The sequence below is a fragment of the Neorhizobium huautlense genome (assembly GCF_030811685.1).
Taxonomy (GTDB): Bacteria; Pseudomonadota; Alphaproteobacteria; order Rhizobiales; family Rhizobiaceae; genus Neorhizobium; species Neorhizobium huautlense_A.
In genome coordinates, this window is record NZ_JAUSRF010000024.1 from 44,827 (window position 1) to 61,556 (window position 16,730).

Here is a 16,730-nt window from a genome sequence, read left to right on the forward strand (position 1 = left end):
GATATGGCAAGACCTCTAATCCATGAAAAAGGCCGCTTTCCATGACCCGCATCAGCATCCGCCGCCCCGATGATTGGCACCTGCATCTGCGTGACGGCGATATGTTGAAGGGCGTGATCGGCGATTCCAGCCGGCACTTTGCCCGCGCCATCATCATGCCGAACCTTGTTCCGCCGGTGGTGACGACGCAGGATGCGCAAGCCTATCGCCAGCGCATCATGGCGGCCCTGCCGGCAGGCGATCGTTTCGAACCGCTGATGACACTTTACCTCACCGAACATACGGATGCCGATGATGTCGAGGCCGGCAAGGCGAGCGGCCTCATCCACGCGGTCAAGCTTTATCCGGCCGGCGCCACCACCAACTCGCATGGCGGCGTGCGCGACATGGACAAGGCGATGCCGGTGCTGGAGCGCATGGCAAAGATCGGCCTGCCGCTCTGTGTGCATGGCGAAGTGACGACGCCGGAAGTCGATATTTTCGATCGCGAAGCCGTCTTCATTGAAACCGTGCTCGATCCGCTGCGCAAGCGTCTGCCGGAACTGAAGATCACCATGGAGCATGTCACCACATCCAATGGCATCGATTACATCAAGTCGGCTGAAAACAATCTGGCCGGTACCATCACCACCCACCACCTGATCATCAACCGCAACGCCATTCTGGTCGGCGGCATTCGCCCGCATTATTATTGCTTGCCGGTCGCCAAGCGCGAAAGCCATCGCCTGGCCCTGCGTGCCGCTGCCACTTCGGGCGACAGCCGTTTCTTCCTCGGAACGGATTCCGCGCCGCATGTCGATCCGCTGAAGGAATGCGGCTGCGGCTGCGCCGGCATCTATACCTCGATCAATACGATGAGCTGCCTTGCGCATGTGTTCGAAGAGGATGGCGCGCTCGACCGGCTGGAAGCCTTTTCCTCGCTCAACGGCCCGGCATGGTATGGCCTGGCTCCGAACGAAGATCGCATCACGCTGGAAAAACAGGCAGAGCCGGTTTCCTTCCCCGCCAAGATCGAAACGGGCGCCGGTCCGGTGACCGTATTTGACCCGATGTTTCCGGTACACTGGTCGGTTGTATGAGAGAAGATACAAATTCCCCCAGTAATGGTCGAATAACCGGAGCATTTTAGCAGCCCCGGTAATATTTTGATCATGAATCGGGTCCTAAGTTACCGCCCAACGTGAGGGCGGATGTTCGCCTTGGGGGAATGGCGGGACATGATGCCCGTCGGGGACACGGCGAGGCATGATGCTCGATTACAACTCACTTCTTCTTGCGCTGGGATTCTCGGCGATCTGCCTGCTGGTCGCGCTTTTCGCCACCTGGGCATCGCGCCGCAGCGACAGCTTCATGCTCACCTGGGTGGTCAGCCTGGCGCTGATCATCGTCGGCATTTTCAGCTACAGCGCTTATACGCTGGAGGCAGGCCTCATCATCGGCGCCATCTCCTATTTCTTCATCATGGCAGGCTTTTCCGTCATGTATGCGGCCGGATGCCAGTTTCGATCCGGGCGTTCGCCACTGCGCGTGTCTCTGGTTGCAGGCGCCATCGTCATGGCTCTCGGCCTGCCGGCCATGCTGCTGGGCTATGATGGCATTTCGATCATCATGATGAACGTCACGACGGCGATCCTTCTGATCGCCACGGGCCGCGAATATTGGCTGGTGCGGCACGAAGCGCCGGGGCCGCTGGTCGGCATGGCATCGCTTTATACGACGGCTGGAATTTCCTTTGCGCTTTGCGCAATTGTTCTGATCCATGGCCAGCAATGGGTGATCGGACATGCGCCGCAGAACTGGGCGGAAAAGCTCAACATCGCCATCTGCATTGCCAGCATGACCGGTGTCGGCGCCTTTTCGCTGGCGCTGCACCAATGGCGTCTGGCGGCCTTCCATCGCCGTGAAGCCATGACCGATCCGCTGACCGGCCTGCTCAATCGCCGCGCCGTGTTCGAGGAGTTCGGCGCAGCGCAGATGGACCAGTCCACCGCCGTCATCGTGTTCGATATCGACCGTTTCAAGTCGATCAACGACCAGCACGGTCATGCGGCCGGCGACGTGGTCATTCGCGCCTTTGCCACTGAGATGAAGGTACAGGCCGAGACGGCTACCATCGCCCGCCTTGGTGGCGAGGAGTTTGTGGTCATCGTCAGAAATGTTCTTCCCGGTCGTGCCGAAAGGATTGCCGAACGTATTCGTCGTGGTTTTGCCGACCGCATGATCGATATCGGCGGCACGGCTGTGTCCTGCACCGCCAGCGCCGGCATCGCTTTTGGCACCGCGGAAGGCCGTAGCTTCGATACCGTTCTCAATCTGGCCGATGGCGCGCTCTACGAGGCCAAGCGTGCCGGACGCAACCGGGTGGAGGTCGCCGGCTTCCTGCATGCGGTCGATCTGGAAGAGGTGCGCACCAGCGCCTGATGTTCTCGGCACTTTTAGCTCCTGAAGGCCGCGATCCACTGGAAGCGCGGCTTTCTTGCTGATATGCCGCAGCAACGGACGCACAAGGAGCACGAGACATGCACACCACATTTACCGATCGCACGGTCATGGCCGAACTCATGGCAAAGATGCTGTGGGAAATCGGGGCGGTGCATTTTAATGCGGAAAAGCACTACAAGTTCGCCTCGGGCATGATGAGCCCGGTCTATATCGATTGCCGCAAGCTGCTCTCCTATCCGCGTGTCCGCTCCACCATCATGGACTTTGCCGTTGCCACGCTGCTGCGTGATGCCGGTTTCGAAAAGTTCGATTGCATTGCCGGTGGCGAAACGGCTGGCATTCCCTTCGCGGCGCTTCTGGCGGACCGTCTCGGCTTGCCGATGATCTATGTCCGCAAGCAGCCCAAGGGCCACGGCCGCAACGCCCAGATCGAAGGCAACATGCCGGAAGGTTCGCGCGTTCTCGTCATCGAGGACCTGACCACGGCCGGCGGTTCGATGTTCAAGTTCATCGACGCCATTCGCGCGGCCGGCGGCGTTGTCGATCACGGCATGGCGCTGTTCTATTATGGCATTTTCGATGAAGGCGCGCTGCGTTTCGCCGATGGCAAGGTGCAGTTCCACCACATCGCCACCTGGCGCAATGTTCTGGCCGTCGCGCGCGACCAGAAACTGTTCGACGAAAAGACGCTTTCGGAAGTAGAGGCATTCCTCGACGCGCCGCTGGCATGGTCCGCCCGCAATGGCGGCATCAGCGAGTTGCCGCGCTAAGCGCAAATTTTTAAGCGAGCTTTTGCTCTGGTCAATTGTCAAAAGCTCGCTTATTCCTGTGCCAAACAGGTTATTCCTCGGGAGGGAAATCCATGATCTTGTGCTGCGGCGAAGCCCTTATCGACATGCTTCCGCGTGAAACCACGCTCGGCGAACCGGCGTTTTCGCCCTATGCCGGCGGTGCGGTGTTCAATACGGCGATCGCGCTTGGCCGTCTCGGCGTCAAGACCGGCTTCTTTACCGGTCTGGCTGACGACATGATGGGCGATATCCTTCGCGACACGCTGCGCAAGAGCAATGTCGATTTCAGCTATTGCGCGCTTGCCTCGCGCCCCTCGACGATTGCCTTCGTGAAATTGGTCGATGGCCACGCCACCTACGCCTTCTACGACGAAGGTACGGCCGGCCGCATGATCACCGAAGCCGATCTGCCGGCACTGGGCGATGATTGCGAGGCCCTGCATTTTGGCGCGATCAGCCTCATCCCGGAGCCCTGTGGTTCGACCTATGAGGCGCTGATGAAGCGCGAGGCGGCCACCCGCGTCATCTCGCTCGATCCAAATATCCGTCCCGGTTTCATCAAGGACAAGGCGGCGCATCTCGCCCGCATCAACCGCATGGCGGCGATGTCCGATATCGTCAAGTTTTCGGATGAGGACCTCGCCTGGTTCGGCATGGAAGGCGACGAAGATACGCTCGCCCGCCATTGGCTGCATCACGGCGCAAAGCTGGTCGTCGTCACCCGTGGTGCCGAAGGCGCGGTCGGTTACACGGCTGCCCACAAGGTCACCGTGCCGAGCGAGCGCGTGACGGTGGTCGATACGGTCGGTGCCGGCGACACGTTCGATGCCGGCATTCTCGCCTCGCTGAAGATGCAGAACCTGCTGACCAAGGCGCAGGTGGCGAACCTGACGGAAGACCAGATCGCCAAGGCGCTGGCGCTGGGTGCAAAGGCTGCGGCGGTCACGGTATCGCGGGCAGGGGCCAATCCGCCGTTTGCGGAAGAGATCGGGCTGTAAGCATCAAGGGTCCGAGGTGATATCGATCTACGAAGACCTTGTGCGGGATGCGCGAAAAGCCGGCCTCCTGAAAAAGCTAGTGCCGGTATCGGCCGAGCATCTGCCCGTGCTGGAAACGCAGTTCGGGCAGATCCCGGCGGACTATGTCGCGTTTCTGCGGGACGTCGGGGCGGGACCGCTCGGCGATGATCGCTACATGCTTTACACCGGCTTGCTGACCCCGGACGAAATTTTTGGCCAGGTCTCTCCGGCGCTGTCGGACCTGCTTCTTTTCGGCGACGACTTTCAAGGATTTTCGCAGGCGTTCGATCCGGGAACCTGGTCCGTGGTCGAAATCGATGGCACGGATATGGGCGTCACGGCGCTTGCCCCGTCTTTCGAAACCTTCATTCGAAACAGGATCGATCAGCTTCTTTAAATGAAAAAGGCTCCACCGATGTTCGTCGGCGGAGCCTTTTTATTATTCAATGCGACAGCTTATTTCTTCAGCCCCGCCAGCGTCTTCACCAGCCCTTGCGTCGACGAGTCATGGCCGGCAGCGCTTTCCTTGCCTTCCACCACCGGCAGCAGGCCGGTCGCAAGCTCCTTGCCGAGCTCGACGCCCCACTGGTCGAAGGAGTTGATGCGGAACAGCACGCCTTCCACGAACACGCGGTGTTCGTAAAGCGCCACCAGACGGCCGAAGGCAAACGGTGTCAGCTTGTCGTAGACAAAGGTGATCGACGGGCGGTTGCCGGTAAACACGCGATGCGGCGCGATGAAATCGGCTTGTCTGTCGTCCATGCCTTTGTCGGTCAGCTGCTTTTTGGCTTCCTCGAAGGTGCGGCCCTTCATCAGCGCTTCGGATTGCGCCAGAACATTGGCGATCAGCAGGTCGTGCTGGTGGCGAAGCTCCGGTTCAAAGCTATTGGCGGCGATCATGAACTCGGCCGGGATGATGCTCGTGCCCTGATGGATCAGCTGGTAAAACGCGTGCTGGCCGTTGGTGCCTGGCTCGCCCCAGACGACCGGGCCGGACTGGCCCTCGACCGGCGTGCCGTCGATGGTGACGCCCTTGCCGTTGGATTCCATGTCGAGCTGCTGCAGATAGGCCGGAAAACGCGACAGGCGCTGGTCATAGGGCAGGATGGCGCGGGTCGGGTAACCCAGCGCATTGCGATGGTAATAACCGATCAGGCCGAGCAGCATCGGAAGGTTCTTTTCCGTCGGCGCGGTGCGGAAATGCGTGTCCATCGCATGCGCGCCGTCGAGGAAATGGCCAAAATTTTCCGGGCCGATGGCGATCATGAGCGGCAGGCCGATGGCAGACCAGATCGAATAACGGCCACCGACCCAATCCCAGAAACCGAACACTCGGTCCTGATCGATGCCGAAAGCGGCAACCTTGTCGAGGGCCGTGGAAACGGCGCAGAAATGATGCTGAACGGCGTCGTCACCCAGGGCGTCGGCCACGAACCTGCGCGCCGTCTGGGCATTGGTCATGGTCTCGATGGTGGTGAACGTCTTGGAAGCGACGATGAACAGCGTCGTTTCCGGCTCCACCAGTTTCAGCGTATCGGCAATATGCGCGCCATCGATATTGGAAACGAAATGGGCGCGCGGCCCGTCATGATAAGGCGCGAGCGCCAGCGTCGCCATGACCGGGCCGAGATCAGAGCCGCCGATGCCGATATTGACCACGTCGGTGATCGCCTTGCCGGTCGCACCCTTCAGCGATCCGGAACGGATGCCTTCTGCGAACTTGCCCATGGCGGCCAGCACGGCGTTGACGTCGGGCATCACATCCTTGCCATCGACCAATACCGGATTGTTGGTACGGTTGCGCAGCGCAGTGTGCAAAACGGCGCGGTTCTCGGTGAAATTGATGGCAACGCCGGAGAACATGTCTTCGCGTTTTTCGGCCACGCCACCGGCTTCCGCCAGTTCGACGAGCAGGGCAAGGATTTCGGCATTCACAGCGGTCTTGGAGAAATCCATGGTGAGATCCTCGGCGGAAACGCTGAATTTCTCGAAACGCTGCGGGTCGCTCGCAAAGGCGGCGCGAATATCGGTTGCCTTGGTGGCGGCAGCGGTGGATTTCAGTTTTTCGACGATCGCCTGCATGGCTTGCTCCTGACGGTGCGCACATAAAATGCGGAATGGGAGGTACGGATAGGATGAACGGGAACCTATTCGCTTTGCCGTGCAAATCAAGCCTTGTCGGCCCGCCAAGTGGCCTGGGCGAGCCATGTTCGCATGGCGGATAAAAATATCGATCAGCGGCCGACGGCGGTCTCGACCGTGTTGCCGACGGCACGACCAAAGCGGTCTACCTGATCGCCATAATTGCGACGTGTGGCCGGATCGAAGATCGAAATCGGCGCATTGACGGCAACGCTTGCGGCTCCGCCGACCGTCTGCGCCGTGCCGAGCGCCACCGCGCCGATGCGGTCACCCAGGCCGACGTCGCTGTCGGTCACGGTCTGGCCGGCGATCAGGCGGTTGCCGAGCAGTTTGACCACTTCCGGGCTTTCCGCAAATTTGCCGTGATTGAGCCGGTCGCCGCCTTTCAGCGCCGTCAGGTCGAGAACGACGATGCCCTGTTTTTCGAATTCGGAACGATAGGGCTCGACGGTCGGGTCCACCTGGCCGAGCCGGTCGATATTGCCGGAAATTCGGCGCGACAGGCTGAGCGCGCGGTCGTCACGGGATACGAACAGGGTGAAATGCGGGCCCTTGGGGCCGATCTCGGCGATCTGCCGGCCAAACACGTCGACGTCGAGGTCAGGGGAGGCAAGGATGACGTTCTGGATTTTCGGGGCCACCCGGCCGTCGCGGATGGCCATCTGGCGCAATGCTTCCACCGTCACCCACGAACCCATGGAATGCGCCATCACCACCACTTCACCCACTTCCGGGTTTTTCGCGATGGTGCGCAACATGTCTTCCAGCGCATCGCGCGAATAGTTGGTGCTTTCCTTGTCGTAATTATAGGCGAAGATGCTGCCGCGCGACGGCCACGTGAACAGGATCGGTGCCACGTCTGCACCACTGTCATGCACGATCTGCGCATAACGATAGATGGCGTCTTCATAACGGTTGTTGAAGCCGTGAACGAACACCATCACCCGTTTGCTCTTGGGCAGGTGATCGTGCAGCCAGCGATGCGCCTGTGGCTTCTCCATCGGGGTTACCGAAAGCGTGGCGAATTCCTTGTCCGGGTTGGCCGGCAGTTTTTTCGGCCACTGGACCTGACCTGCCTCGCGCGCGCTGTCGGGCGGAATGGATACGGCGATCTCGGTAATGGCCGGTTCGGCGCCGCGTTCACCGGAAAAAAGCACGCCGGGCGTTTCCGAAGGGCGGCGCGTTGTGGCAACCAGAACATCGACCTTGGAAGCACCGGAAACAGATGCTGCAGCCGTGGGGATCAGCACACCTTCAGGCCGGCCGGCGCAGCTCGAAAGAACGCCGAGCACTGCCGAAAGCGCAATGATCCGATGATAAGAGGTGATACGCACGCACGCTCCACGTTGCCAGCCAGGGGCTACAGCTAGTTCACCTTGGGGCGTGCGTCCATTGTTTTGAGGATGTTCAGGCCGGACATGGCTGGAGACTGTCGCAAGGATGCAACGCGTTTTCAGTCACTCCAGCCCTGCCAACCGTCAGGCACGCAGCATCCGCCGCAGAATCTTGCCGACATTCGATTTCGGCAGCTCATCACGGAACTCGATGAAACGCGGCCGCTTGTAATTGGTGAGATTGGCCACGCAGTGGGCCTTCAGGTCCGCTTCGGTCAGGTTCGGGTCCTTCTTCACCACGAAGATTTTCACCGCCTCGCCGGAATGTTCACAAGGCACGCCGATCGCCGCGCATTCCAGCACGCCCGGATGCATGGCGACCACTTCCTCGACTTCGTTCGGATAAACGTTGAAGCCGGAAACGAGGATCATATCCTTCTTGCGGTCGACGATCTTCGTGTAGCCGCGTGCATCCATGTAGCCCATGTCGCCGGTGCGGAAGAAACCGTCCGCCGTCATCACCTTGGCTGTTTCGTCGGGCCTGTTCCAGTAACCGGCCATGACCTGCGGGCCACGGATGCAGATTTCCCCGACGCCACCCAGTTCGACGTCGTTTCCGTCATCGTCGCGGATGGCGAGGTCCGTCGAAGAAACAGGCAGACCGATCATGCCGGAAAATTCGCGATTGTTGCAGCGGTTCGCCGTGGCGACCGGCGAGGTTTCCGACAAGCCGTATCCCTCGGTAATCGGGCAACCCGTCATGGAGAGCCATCGCTCCGCCACCGGTCGCTGTACCGACATGCCGCCACCGAAGGCCAGCATCAGGGACGAGAAATCGAGTTTCTGGAATTCGGCATTGTTCATCAGTGCGTTGAACAATGTGTTGAGACCCGGGAAAACGTGGATCGGGTATTTCTTCAACTCGCCCACAAGCGCCGGCAGATCGCGCGGATTCGGGATGAGGATATTGTTGCTGCCGGTCGCCATGCCCATCAGCGAATTCACGGTCAATGCGAAAATGTGATAAAGCGGCAGTGCGCAGAGAAACTGCAGCTGTTCCGGGCGCTGCTTGCCGATAAAGGCAGAATCGAGCCAGACACTCATCTGCTCCTTGTTGGCAAGCAGGTTGGCGTGCGTCAGCGCCGCGCCTTTGGAAATGCCGGTCGTGCCGCCCGTATATTGCAGGAAGGCGATATCACTGGCCGAAACCTCGACCGGTTGCAGCGACTGGCTCGCCCCCGTGGAAAGCGCCGACTTGAAGCTGAGGGCAGAAGGGATAGACCATGCCGGTACCAGCTTTTTCACCCGGCGCACGACGAGATTGACGATATGGCCCTTGAGGCCCAGCATGTCGCCCATGGTGGTCACCACGACATGGCGCAAAGGCGTCTTTCCCAGAACCTGCTGAACCGTGTTGGCAAAATTCTCCAGCACAAAAATCACGGTCGCGCCGGAATCGTTGATCTGGTGTTCCAGTTCGCGCGGCGTATAGAGCGGGTTGACGTTGACCACGATCATGCCGGCGCGAAGAATGCCGTAGACCGTCACCGGGTTCTGCAGGATGTTCGGCATCATCACGGCAACGCGGTCGCCCTTTTTCAGGCCTTGAGCCTGCAAAAAGGCTGCAATCTTGCGGCTTTCGCGTTCCATCGCCTCATAGGTGAGGCCCTTGCCCATGCTGGTGAAAGCAGTGCGGCCGGCGTAGCGCTGGCAGCTTTCCTCGAACAGTTCACCCAGCGACTGGTGGCTGAGCGGCGGCAGTTCGGCCGGCACGTTCGGTGGATAGGATGCCAGCCAGATTTTTTCGACAGGCGTCTGCGCCTGTGCGGCAGCAAGATCAGTCATTTCATTCTCCCTCCCTTTTGTCGGCGTTCCGTCTCCGGCCGCCCTTAGCTGGGAAGCGGAAGCCATACTGCCTCAATGTGACAAGCGCAAAGGTCCTCCCACCTTTTCACCTGTCCAGCAGTATCGCACGGACATGGCCTGATCGGCCAATCACGAGAAGATTAGATAACCTTGACGTAAACGTCAATTGAGCTTGACGACCGTCACTTCCGAAAGAGTCTCGGTATTTTTCAGGAACCAAGCCGGCAGTGGCGGGTTGTGTCTGTGTAATTCGAACGTGCAATCAACAAGAGGAGGTGCATCATGTTGCATCAGGAACCCCGCGCCGGTCAGGACCCTTACGTCAAGGACAGCCACTCCCTGATTGCCAGCGACAAGGTCGAGGGCACCAAGGTCTACGGTGCCGATAACAAGCGTATCGGTTCGATCGAGCGACTTCTTCTCGAAAAACGCGGCGGCCGTGTCGCTTATGCTGTTCTCAGCTTCGGCGGCTTCCTCGGCATTGGTGATGACTATTATCCGCTGCCCTGGGAAAAGCTGCGTTACGACGAAGAGCTCGATGGCTACCGCATCGACCTGACCAAGGACCAGATCACCGGCGCGCCGCGTTATTCGGATCTGGATGACGAAAGCTGGTACAGCGCTAATGATCGCAAGGTCTACGATTATTATGGCGTGCCGCCATACTGGATGTAAGGCCTGAGCAATAGCTTGGGTATTCATGAGAAGAGGCTCCGCTTGCGGGGCCTCTTTTCGTTTGTTTAAGGTTGTCGCGGCACAATGCGTCGATCTCGAATTCGGCCGTTTTACCTTGACGGCCCGGCACTGCAGCGACCTTGGCATGAGCGGACAGCAAATCATCATACGCGATTTCGAAGCGGGCGATATCGAAGGCGTGGCGCGCATGTTCCAGCGCACTTTTCGAGGCCACGGGGGGCGACGCCATGCCGGTGACGGGCAAAAGATCTCGAAAACACTCGTGGCCAGCATCGAGCAGTCCTTTTTCAGGCATCCGTGGAATGAGCCGGGACTGCATTCGAAAGTCGCGGTGGATGAAGCCGGTCGTGTTGTCGGTTTTATCGGCGTCACGCCCGCAAGGCTGGAATTCGAGGGCCGCTCGCTGCTTGCCGCCTTTGCGGGCTCGATGATGGTGGATGATCCCAAGGCCAATCCGCTGATCGGCGCGCGTCTGCTGCGTGCCTTTCTGGCCGGCCCGCAGGATATTTCGCTCACTGAAACCGCCAACCATACGGCGCTTGGCATGTGGCAGAAGCTCGGCCATCCGCTCGATCCGGCCTATAGCCTCAACTGGATGCGGATACTCCGCCCGGCATCGACCGCCTTGCAATTGCTGGAATGGCGGGTTCCGTTCGCACGTTTGCTGCGCCCGTTCGGCCGTATTGCCGATCGCGCCATTGCCGTCATCCGCCGCCCCTCGTTCGGCGGTGGTGAGGCGCGCAGGCTCACGTTTCGCGATGTCACGGCGGAAGAATTCGGCAGGGCGATGCTGGTTCTGAAGGACGTGTTTGCCATGCGCCCGCAATGGGATGCGCAGAGCATAGACTGGCTCATCGCTCAGTCCGAACAGAAGCGCAGTTTCGGTTATCCCGAATGGCGCGTCGCTTATGGCCCGGATGGACGTCCGCAGGCGGCTTACGTCTATTTCGCCAAGGCCGGCGGCATCGGCTGGGTGTTGCAGGCGCTGTCGCTGCCGGCAAGGGCAGGCGAGATGGTCGAGGACATTTTTGGTCATGCCTATAATTATGGATGCGCGTCGGTGCGCGGCGCGGCGCATCCGTGGCTCACGCCTGCTCTCCTGTCGCGCAAGGCCGTCTTTATGGGGCGCAGTTTTTATGTGGTCCATGCCAGGGACAAGGCGTTTCTGGAGCCGATCAAGACCGGGCAGGCGCTGATCAGCGGCATTGCCGGCGAGCGCTGGATGCCGCTGGTCGGCGACACGTTCGACGACTGACGCAAATCAGCCGCCGAACTGTCTTCGGATCAGTCGATCAGCCTTTTCGGCTCGGCATGAAGATATTCCGCCACCTTGCGTTTGGACGCGATATTGCGCCACACGGCATCCACCTGATCCGGCGTCAGGCCGGCCACGTCGCCGGTTTCCTCGCGTGAAACGCCGTTGTCGAGTGCATAGAGGCACAGGTCCATGCGGTCATAGGGCAGCGAGAAATAATATTCGTCCTGCCCCTGCGGCAGCGACCATGTGTCGGTGGTCGGCGGACGACGGCGGATTTCCTCCGGCACGCCAAGTGCCTCGGCCAACTGGTAGACCTGCGTTTTGTAGAGATGCGCGATCGGCTTGAAATCGGCAGCGCCATCGCCGTTTTTCACAAAGAAACCCTGATCGTATTCCAGCCGGTTCGGCGTGCCGGCAACGGCATAGTTCAGCCGGTCGGCGTGGTAATATTCGATCTGCTTGCGGGTGCGCTGCTTCATGTTGGCAGCCGCGATCATGCCGAGATAGACCTCCAGCGGCATGCGATGACGGCTCTGCTCTCCGGCCGGATTGGCAACCACCAGCCAGGAAATGTTGTAGCCGCGGCCGGTCAGCGCATCTTCCAGCACCACCTTGCAGCCCCAGCCCTCGCCGAATTCCGGTACGACCTGACGGATAAAACCGTCGCGGCGGGTATAGCAACCGGCAGCGGCCAGTGCCGGGCCGATATCTTCCAGCACGGTTTCGACGCCGGTGGCAGCCGCCAGCGCCTGACCCAGCCGCAGGCTGTCCGGATCGCTGTCATACTCGGGCATGAAAATGCCGGTGACTTTCTGCGGGCCGAAAGCTTTCGCGCAAAGCGCTGCCGTAACGCTGGAATCGATGCCGCCGGAAATGCCGAGCACCGCACCGCGCTTGCGCAGATCTTTCGCCACCGTCTCGCGCAGCCAGGCGCAGATGCGCTCGATCTCGGCGGCCGTGTCGAGCTTCAGGCTGTCTGCGGAAAATGTCTTGGTGCTTGCCATCACGCTATCCTGCTCTCTTCGTTCTTCTTGGCCTCGGCTGCAGTCTCAGCGTTGAGGCGAATTTTGCCCGTGGCCGTTTTCGGCAGGGCGTCGTGAAATTCCACCAGTTTGGGGATCATGAAATCTTCCAGATGCGCGGCGCAATGGCGCAGGATCAGCCGCTCGGTCAAACCCGCGTCAGGATCCACTGCCACATGCGCCTTGATCACCTGCCCGAAAACCGCGTCGTCGACCCCTTCGACGGCGGCTTCCAGCACGCCGGGCAGGGCATAAAGCACGCGCTCCACTTCCTGCGGGCTGACCTTTTCGCCACGGGTCTTGATGATGTCGTCGCGGCGGGAGACGAAGTAGAGAAAACCCTCTTCATCGGCGCGAAAAAGATCGCCGGTATGGAGGCGCATGCCGTTGGGGCCGGGGCGCAGGGCGGCAGCCGTCGCCACATCGTCGCGCCAGTAACCGCGCGTCACATGCGGACCTTCCACCACCAGTTCACCGGTCTCTCCCGGGGCAACGGGCAGACCATTGTCATCCACAATCGAAACGCTGGTGCCGGGAATGGCGTGTCCAACCGAAAGCGGCCGTCGCGGCATTTCTTGCGGCGGCAGATAGGTGGTCCGCAGGCATTCCGTCTGGCCGTACATCAGGTAAAGCGCCGTTTGCGGCAGGCATGTTTGCAGGCGCTGCGTCGTGGTCGGCGGCATGCCGGCGGCGGCATTGGTCATGTAGCGCAGATGCGGCAGTGTTTCCGCTGAAAGGTCCGGCATGCCGGCAAACAGAGCCGCCATGGCCGGCACCAGCGGAAAACCTGTGACATCTTCGCTCTGCAGGCGCGCAAGCACCACGCGCGGAAAGGCAAAGCTTTTTTCCAGAACCAGCGTGCCGCCCACCATCGCCATCGTCACCATCTGGGTGATGCCGTAACCATGCGAAAGCGGCAACACGCTCAGAACCACGTCCTTCTCGGTGTTTTCGAGATAACCGGTGATCGAGGTGCAGGCGGCGGCAATATTGGCATGGGAAAGCATCACGCCCTTCGGCCGTCCGGTGGAGCCGGATGTGTGGATCAACAGCGCCAGATCGTTTTCGCTGAGCCCCGCCGGTGGAGCAAAATCGGCTTCTGCGGCGATCAGGTCTTCGAAGCTTGGGGCATTGCTGTCGGCAGCGCCTGTCTGTACGCCGATCACCGTCGTCGGCTGGCCATACACCGCGCAGGCTGCATCGACGATCGGAAGCAGCCGGCCTTGTGCAATGATGGCAGCCGGTTCGATGCTGCGAAAGATCTCGGCCAGCTTTTCGGACTTGATGGTTGGGTGCAGCGGGCAGGCAACGCCACCGGCTTTCCATGCGGAGAAAAAGCAGACGACCGCTTCACTGCCATTGTCGAGAAGAAAGACGATACGATCGCCGGGCCGGATACCATGCTTTTGCAAGGCTGCGGCCAGTCGCGAGGACTGGCGGTCGAGTTCCCGATAGGTCAGGCGCATATCGCCGGCCACGACTGCCGTCTTGTCCGGTCGGTGTGCGATGTTATCAGCAATGAGAGTTTCGATCCGCATGCCCGATCCCCCGGCGGCGATCAGCCCGTCAGGCTGCGGCCTTCTTGGACGACAGATAGGCGGTGACGCGCGCAATGCTGTCGAGATTGTCCGGAACGATCTCTTCGTCGGCAACGCTGATACCATAGGTCGATTCGAGATAGGCGATCAGTTCCAAGACGCCGGTCGAATCCATCACGCCACTGTCAAGCAGCGACTGGTCGTCGGCAATTTCCGCATCGGCACGAAACAGAAAGTTTTCCGCGATGAAGCTGCGGACGTTGTTCGCATAATCCGACATGTATTAAATCCTCTCATTGGACCGTCATGGCCATCGAGCGGCAAGTTTATAGTTGCCCCGTGGTCCCCGATAATCTCCGACCATATTCGGCATCGCTGAATCATTCGCTAATTGCTGTCCTGCGTTTTGAAACAAGCGGCGGCAATACTTCGTGTTGTCTGGGTGACAACGATCCGAAACGGATGTTGAGAAATCCTTTTGAAAAGGGTGGAACCGTTTTGACGTCAGGCAGTTAACCCTTCTTAGCCAACAGGATGAGAACAGGGAGACGATGAAATATGACCATTCGATTCGACAGCATTGTATCGCCCGAAGAACACCTGCTGACCGTTCAGGAGGCGCTTGAACCGCTCTATCTCAAATTGGAGGTGGAGGCGGAAGCCAAGCTTTTGCAGGCGGCAGTGCGCGCCGGATGGGCCGCGGACGAGGCCTTGGCAGCGATTGACCAGTTGCGCAAGCATGATGCCCTGTCCGCACTCGGCACAAGGCACTGACACCGAAAAATCGGGAGCGATGCTGGTTTCGTGTCGCGCTTCGGGGTGCTGCGCGACACAAGATAATCAGGAAATTATTGACCCGGCAGAATACGCAGGGAAAAAACGTAGATCGGCAGCTTTCCGCCCAGCACATCGCTGTTGAGATAGATGCGGCCGGGCTGGTTTGGCGCCAGCGACCGATCGAAATTCACCCGGAACAGCGCATCCGTCTTTTCCTGCGTTGCCTGGAAACGGTGACGCGAACAATCTCCGAGACTGCCGAAATCGCACCGCACGGCGACCTGAACGGAACGGTCCGCCGCAGTCTGCAGCGTGATGGCGACGGTGGAGGTCTTGCCGGCCATCTCGCGCAGAACAGCCGCCGGAACCTCGATGGCGACTTCGCCATCCGGTCCGGGCGTCTGAGAGGTTATGCGCACGGCTTCACCGCCGGACGCATGCACGCCTTCCACCGTTGCGTTGCCTGCAGGAACGATGCCGTCCGTGCCTTTCGGGATGAACACTTCCGCCCAATCCTCGGAAAAGCCGCGTCCGGGCTCGAAGCCGGGCAGGGACTGGCCGCCACCGCTGCCGGAAACCGGCGCGTTGGAAAGGTCAGGCATGACGATCAGGCCGTTATTGCCGGCCCACCACAGGCCGTAGCCGGCGCCGCCGAGAACGACGAGCGGCAGAACCAGGCCGGAAATCCACCGCCGCCGTTTTTTCGGGCGGCCTTGCTTGCCGGCTGCGACATCCAGGCGCGCTGCCTGAGGTATCTGCTGTTGCGCGACCGGCCGGGCCGGAGCGGCTTTTTTCTTGCCCTGCCACCAGCGGCGCGGACGCGGCTTCTCAGTCTCGATCTCGCGGCGTGGGCGCAGTTCCGCCGGCTGATCGCCGCCACGGCGTGATACGCCAAGGTCGCCAAGGCTTCCCGCATCGGCGGCGGCATTGTTCATAGGCTCGCGATCCCGGCGGTGGCCACCGACAAAAAGAGCAAGATCGTCGTCGGCTTGCTGCGGCGGTGGCGAAGGCCGGTCTGCCGGCGGGCGCGGCTGCACGGCTGCGGCATCCCGGTTTTCGGCCCGTTGCGGCATGGCCGTGACAGGCGCTGCTGCCGGTGCGGCAACACTTGGGGCAGGAGCGATCGGCTGCGGTGCTGGCTGGCTGGCAGGTGCCTTGGCGCGCTCGATTGCCAGACGCTGCCGTTCCTCGAATTCGATTTCGCGAATCTTCGATTCCAGACGCTGCCTTTGTGCGTCGACGAGGTCGGGATCCGTCACGTCCTGCTTGCGCAGCCCCGCTTCCAACGCCTGTCGGGCGGAATGGTAGATGCGTGCCCGGATATCGGCATTGTTTCGTTCGGATTGCGCGAGCGCGTTCCTGATGGCTTTTTCCAAACCGCTCACTGCCGGGCCCTGATATCGAAATGTCCGCTCATATTGCTCTTTCGGTAGACTTTTAGGGAGTGAACTGCAAGCGGCGCGGTTCCTCATGCGGCGAAGAATGCACGGCCTCGCGGCAATTGCGTGGCAATTCGGGGTGGCAAAAGCAACGGTTTCCGGGCCTTTGCAGCGGGTTGTGGATATCACTGTATCGGAAATGCGCGTGTCCGTGAAAATCGCGTCTTGTAATCCTCTCTCTTTGCCTGTATCAGCCCCTCACATCGCGACCGGGTACGCCCGGCACGCGGGGGCCGCTTTAGCTCAGTTGGTAGAGCACGTCATTCGTAATGACGGGGTCACGTGTTCGAGTCACGTAAGCGGCACCATTTATTTCTTCCAATGACAACCAGCTTTTGCACATGCTTTTTGACGGTCATGACAAATGTCATCGCATGGGCGTGAAATGTCTGGCGATAGGTGCAAA

15 protein-coding genes and 1 tRNA gene are annotated in these 16,730 nt (G+C 60.3%); 9 read left to right on the forward strand and 7 right to left on the reverse strand.

All coding sequences use genetic code 11. From position 1 onward, the window contains the following. The first annotated feature begins 41 nt into the window (after window positions 1–41). The 5 genes from pyrC (at window position 42) to J2T09_RS25005 (ending at window position 4,649) form a co-directional block, all read left to right on the forward strand. The gene (gene pyrC, locus J2T09_RS24985) at window positions 42–1,079 is read left to right on the forward strand and encodes a dihydroorotase (RefSeq protein ID WP_306839748.1); all 1,038 of its coding nucleotides are present in this window, start codon (window positions 42–44) and stop codon (window positions 1,077–1,079) included. A gap of 166 nt (window positions 1,080–1,245) precedes the next feature. After that, window positions 1,246–2,421, forward strand: a complete 1,176-nt coding sequence (locus tag J2T09_RS24990; RefSeq protein WP_306839749.1) for a sensor domain-containing diguanylate cyclase — start codon at window positions 1,246–1,248, stop codon at window positions 2,419–2,421. A 98-nt stretch (window positions 2,422–2,519) separates the two neighbouring features. Continuing rightward, window positions 2,520–3,212 (forward strand): orotate phosphoribosyltransferase, encoded by a 693-nt coding sequence (locus J2T09_RS24995; protein WP_153352214.1) that lies wholly within the window; start codon window positions 2,520–2,522, stop codon window positions 3,210–3,212. A gap of 92 nt (window positions 3,213–3,304) precedes the next feature. Then, window positions 3,305–4,231 (forward strand): carbohydrate kinase family protein, encoded by a 927-nt coding sequence (locus tag J2T09_RS25000; protein WP_306839755.1) that lies wholly within the window; start codon window positions 3,305–3,307, stop codon window positions 4,229–4,231. A gap of 16 nt (window positions 4,232–4,247) precedes the next feature. After that, window positions 4,248–4,649 (forward strand): SMI1/KNR4 family protein, encoded by a 402-nt coding sequence (locus J2T09_RS25005; protein ID WP_306839757.1) that lies wholly within the window; start codon window positions 4,248–4,250, stop codon window positions 4,647–4,649. 59 nt (window positions 4,650–4,708) lie between these two features. On the opposite strand, the gene pgi is transcribed toward J2T09_RS25005, so the two are convergent. The 3 genes from pgi to J2T09_RS25020 form a co-directional block, all read right to left on the reverse strand. Beyond that, window positions 4,709–6,334: a glucose-6-phosphate isomerase gene (gene pgi / locus J2T09_RS25010; RefSeq protein WP_306839759.1), complete on the reverse strand. Its 1,626-nt coding sequence runs from the start codon at window positions 6,332–6,334 to the stop codon at window positions 4,709–4,711. Between the two features lie 152 nt (window positions 6,335–6,486). Next, window positions 6,487–7,728: an alpha/beta hydrolase gene (locus J2T09_RS25015; RefSeq protein ID WP_306839761.1), complete on the reverse strand. Its 1,242-nt coding sequence runs from the start codon at window positions 7,726–7,728 to the stop codon at window positions 6,487–6,489. A gap of 144 nt (window positions 7,729–7,872) precedes the next feature. Continuing rightward, on the reverse strand, window positions 7,873–9,573 hold the full coding sequence (locus J2T09_RS25020) for a long-chain fatty acid--CoA ligase (RefSeq protein ID WP_306839765.1): 1,701 nt from the start codon (window positions 9,571–9,573) through the stop codon (window positions 7,873–7,875). A gap of 303 nt (window positions 9,574–9,876) precedes the next feature. Between J2T09_RS25020 and J2T09_RS25025 the strand changes: the two genes are divergently transcribed. Both J2T09_RS25025 and J2T09_RS25030 read left to right on the forward strand, forming a co-directional pair. Then, the gene (locus J2T09_RS25025; RefSeq protein WP_306839768.1) at window positions 9,877–10,269 is read left to right on the forward strand and encodes a PRC-barrel domain-containing protein; all 393 of its coding nucleotides are present in this window, start codon (window positions 9,877–9,879) and stop codon (window positions 10,267–10,269) included. 145 nt (window positions 10,270–10,414) lie between these two features. After that, window positions 10,415–11,545 carry a hypothetical protein gene (locus J2T09_RS25030; protein ID WP_306839770.1) on the forward strand — a complete coding sequence of 377 codons (1,131 nt, stop codon included), beginning with the start codon at window positions 10,415–10,417 and terminating at the stop codon, window positions 11,543–11,545. Between the two features lie 29 nt (window positions 11,546–11,574). Here J2T09_RS25030 and nadE read toward each other — a convergent pair whose 3' ends face one another. From nadE to J2T09_RS25045, 3 genes are read right to left on the reverse strand one after another with little or no spacing between them, the layout of a single operon-like run. Next, window positions 11,575–12,552: an NAD(+) synthase gene (gene nadE, locus J2T09_RS25035; protein ID WP_306839772.1), complete on the reverse strand. Its 978-nt coding sequence runs from the start codon at window positions 12,550–12,552 to the stop codon at window positions 11,575–11,577. Then, window positions 12,552–14,108: a class I adenylate-forming enzyme family protein gene (locus J2T09_RS25040; RefSeq protein ID WP_306839775.1), complete on the reverse strand. Its 1,557-nt coding sequence runs from the start codon at window positions 14,106–14,108 to the stop codon at window positions 12,552–12,554. Before J2T09_RS25040 ends, nadE begins: the two co-directional genes overlap by 1 nt. 28 nt (window positions 14,109–14,136) lie before the next feature. Beyond that, window positions 14,137–14,388 carry an acyl carrier protein gene (locus J2T09_RS25045; protein WP_306839777.1) on the reverse strand — a complete coding sequence of 84 codons (252 nt, stop codon included), beginning with the start codon at window positions 14,386–14,388 and terminating at the stop codon, window positions 14,137–14,139. Window positions 14,389–14,666: 278 nt separating this feature from the next. Here J2T09_RS25045 and J2T09_RS25050 point away from each other — a divergent pair, with 278 nt between their 5' ends. Then, window positions 14,667–14,882, forward strand: coding sequence for a hypothetical protein (locus J2T09_RS25050; protein ID WP_306839779.1), 216 nt, complete (start codon window positions 14,667–14,669; stop codon window positions 14,880–14,882). A 74-nt stretch (window positions 14,883–14,956) separates the two neighbouring features. On the opposite strand, the gene J2T09_RS25055 is transcribed toward J2T09_RS25050, so the two are convergent. After that, entirely contained in the window at window positions 14,957–16,270 is a 1,314-nt protein-coding gene (locus J2T09_RS25055; RefSeq protein WP_306839781.1) for a hypothetical protein, read from the reverse strand. A gap of 286 nt (window positions 16,271–16,556) precedes the next feature. On the opposite strand from J2T09_RS25055, the gene J2T09_RS25060 reads away from it, so the two are divergent. Beyond that, window positions 16,557–16,632: transfer RNA gene (locus J2T09_RS25060), tRNA-Thr, on the forward strand. The last annotated feature ends 98 nt before the right edge of the window (window positions 16,633–16,730 follow it).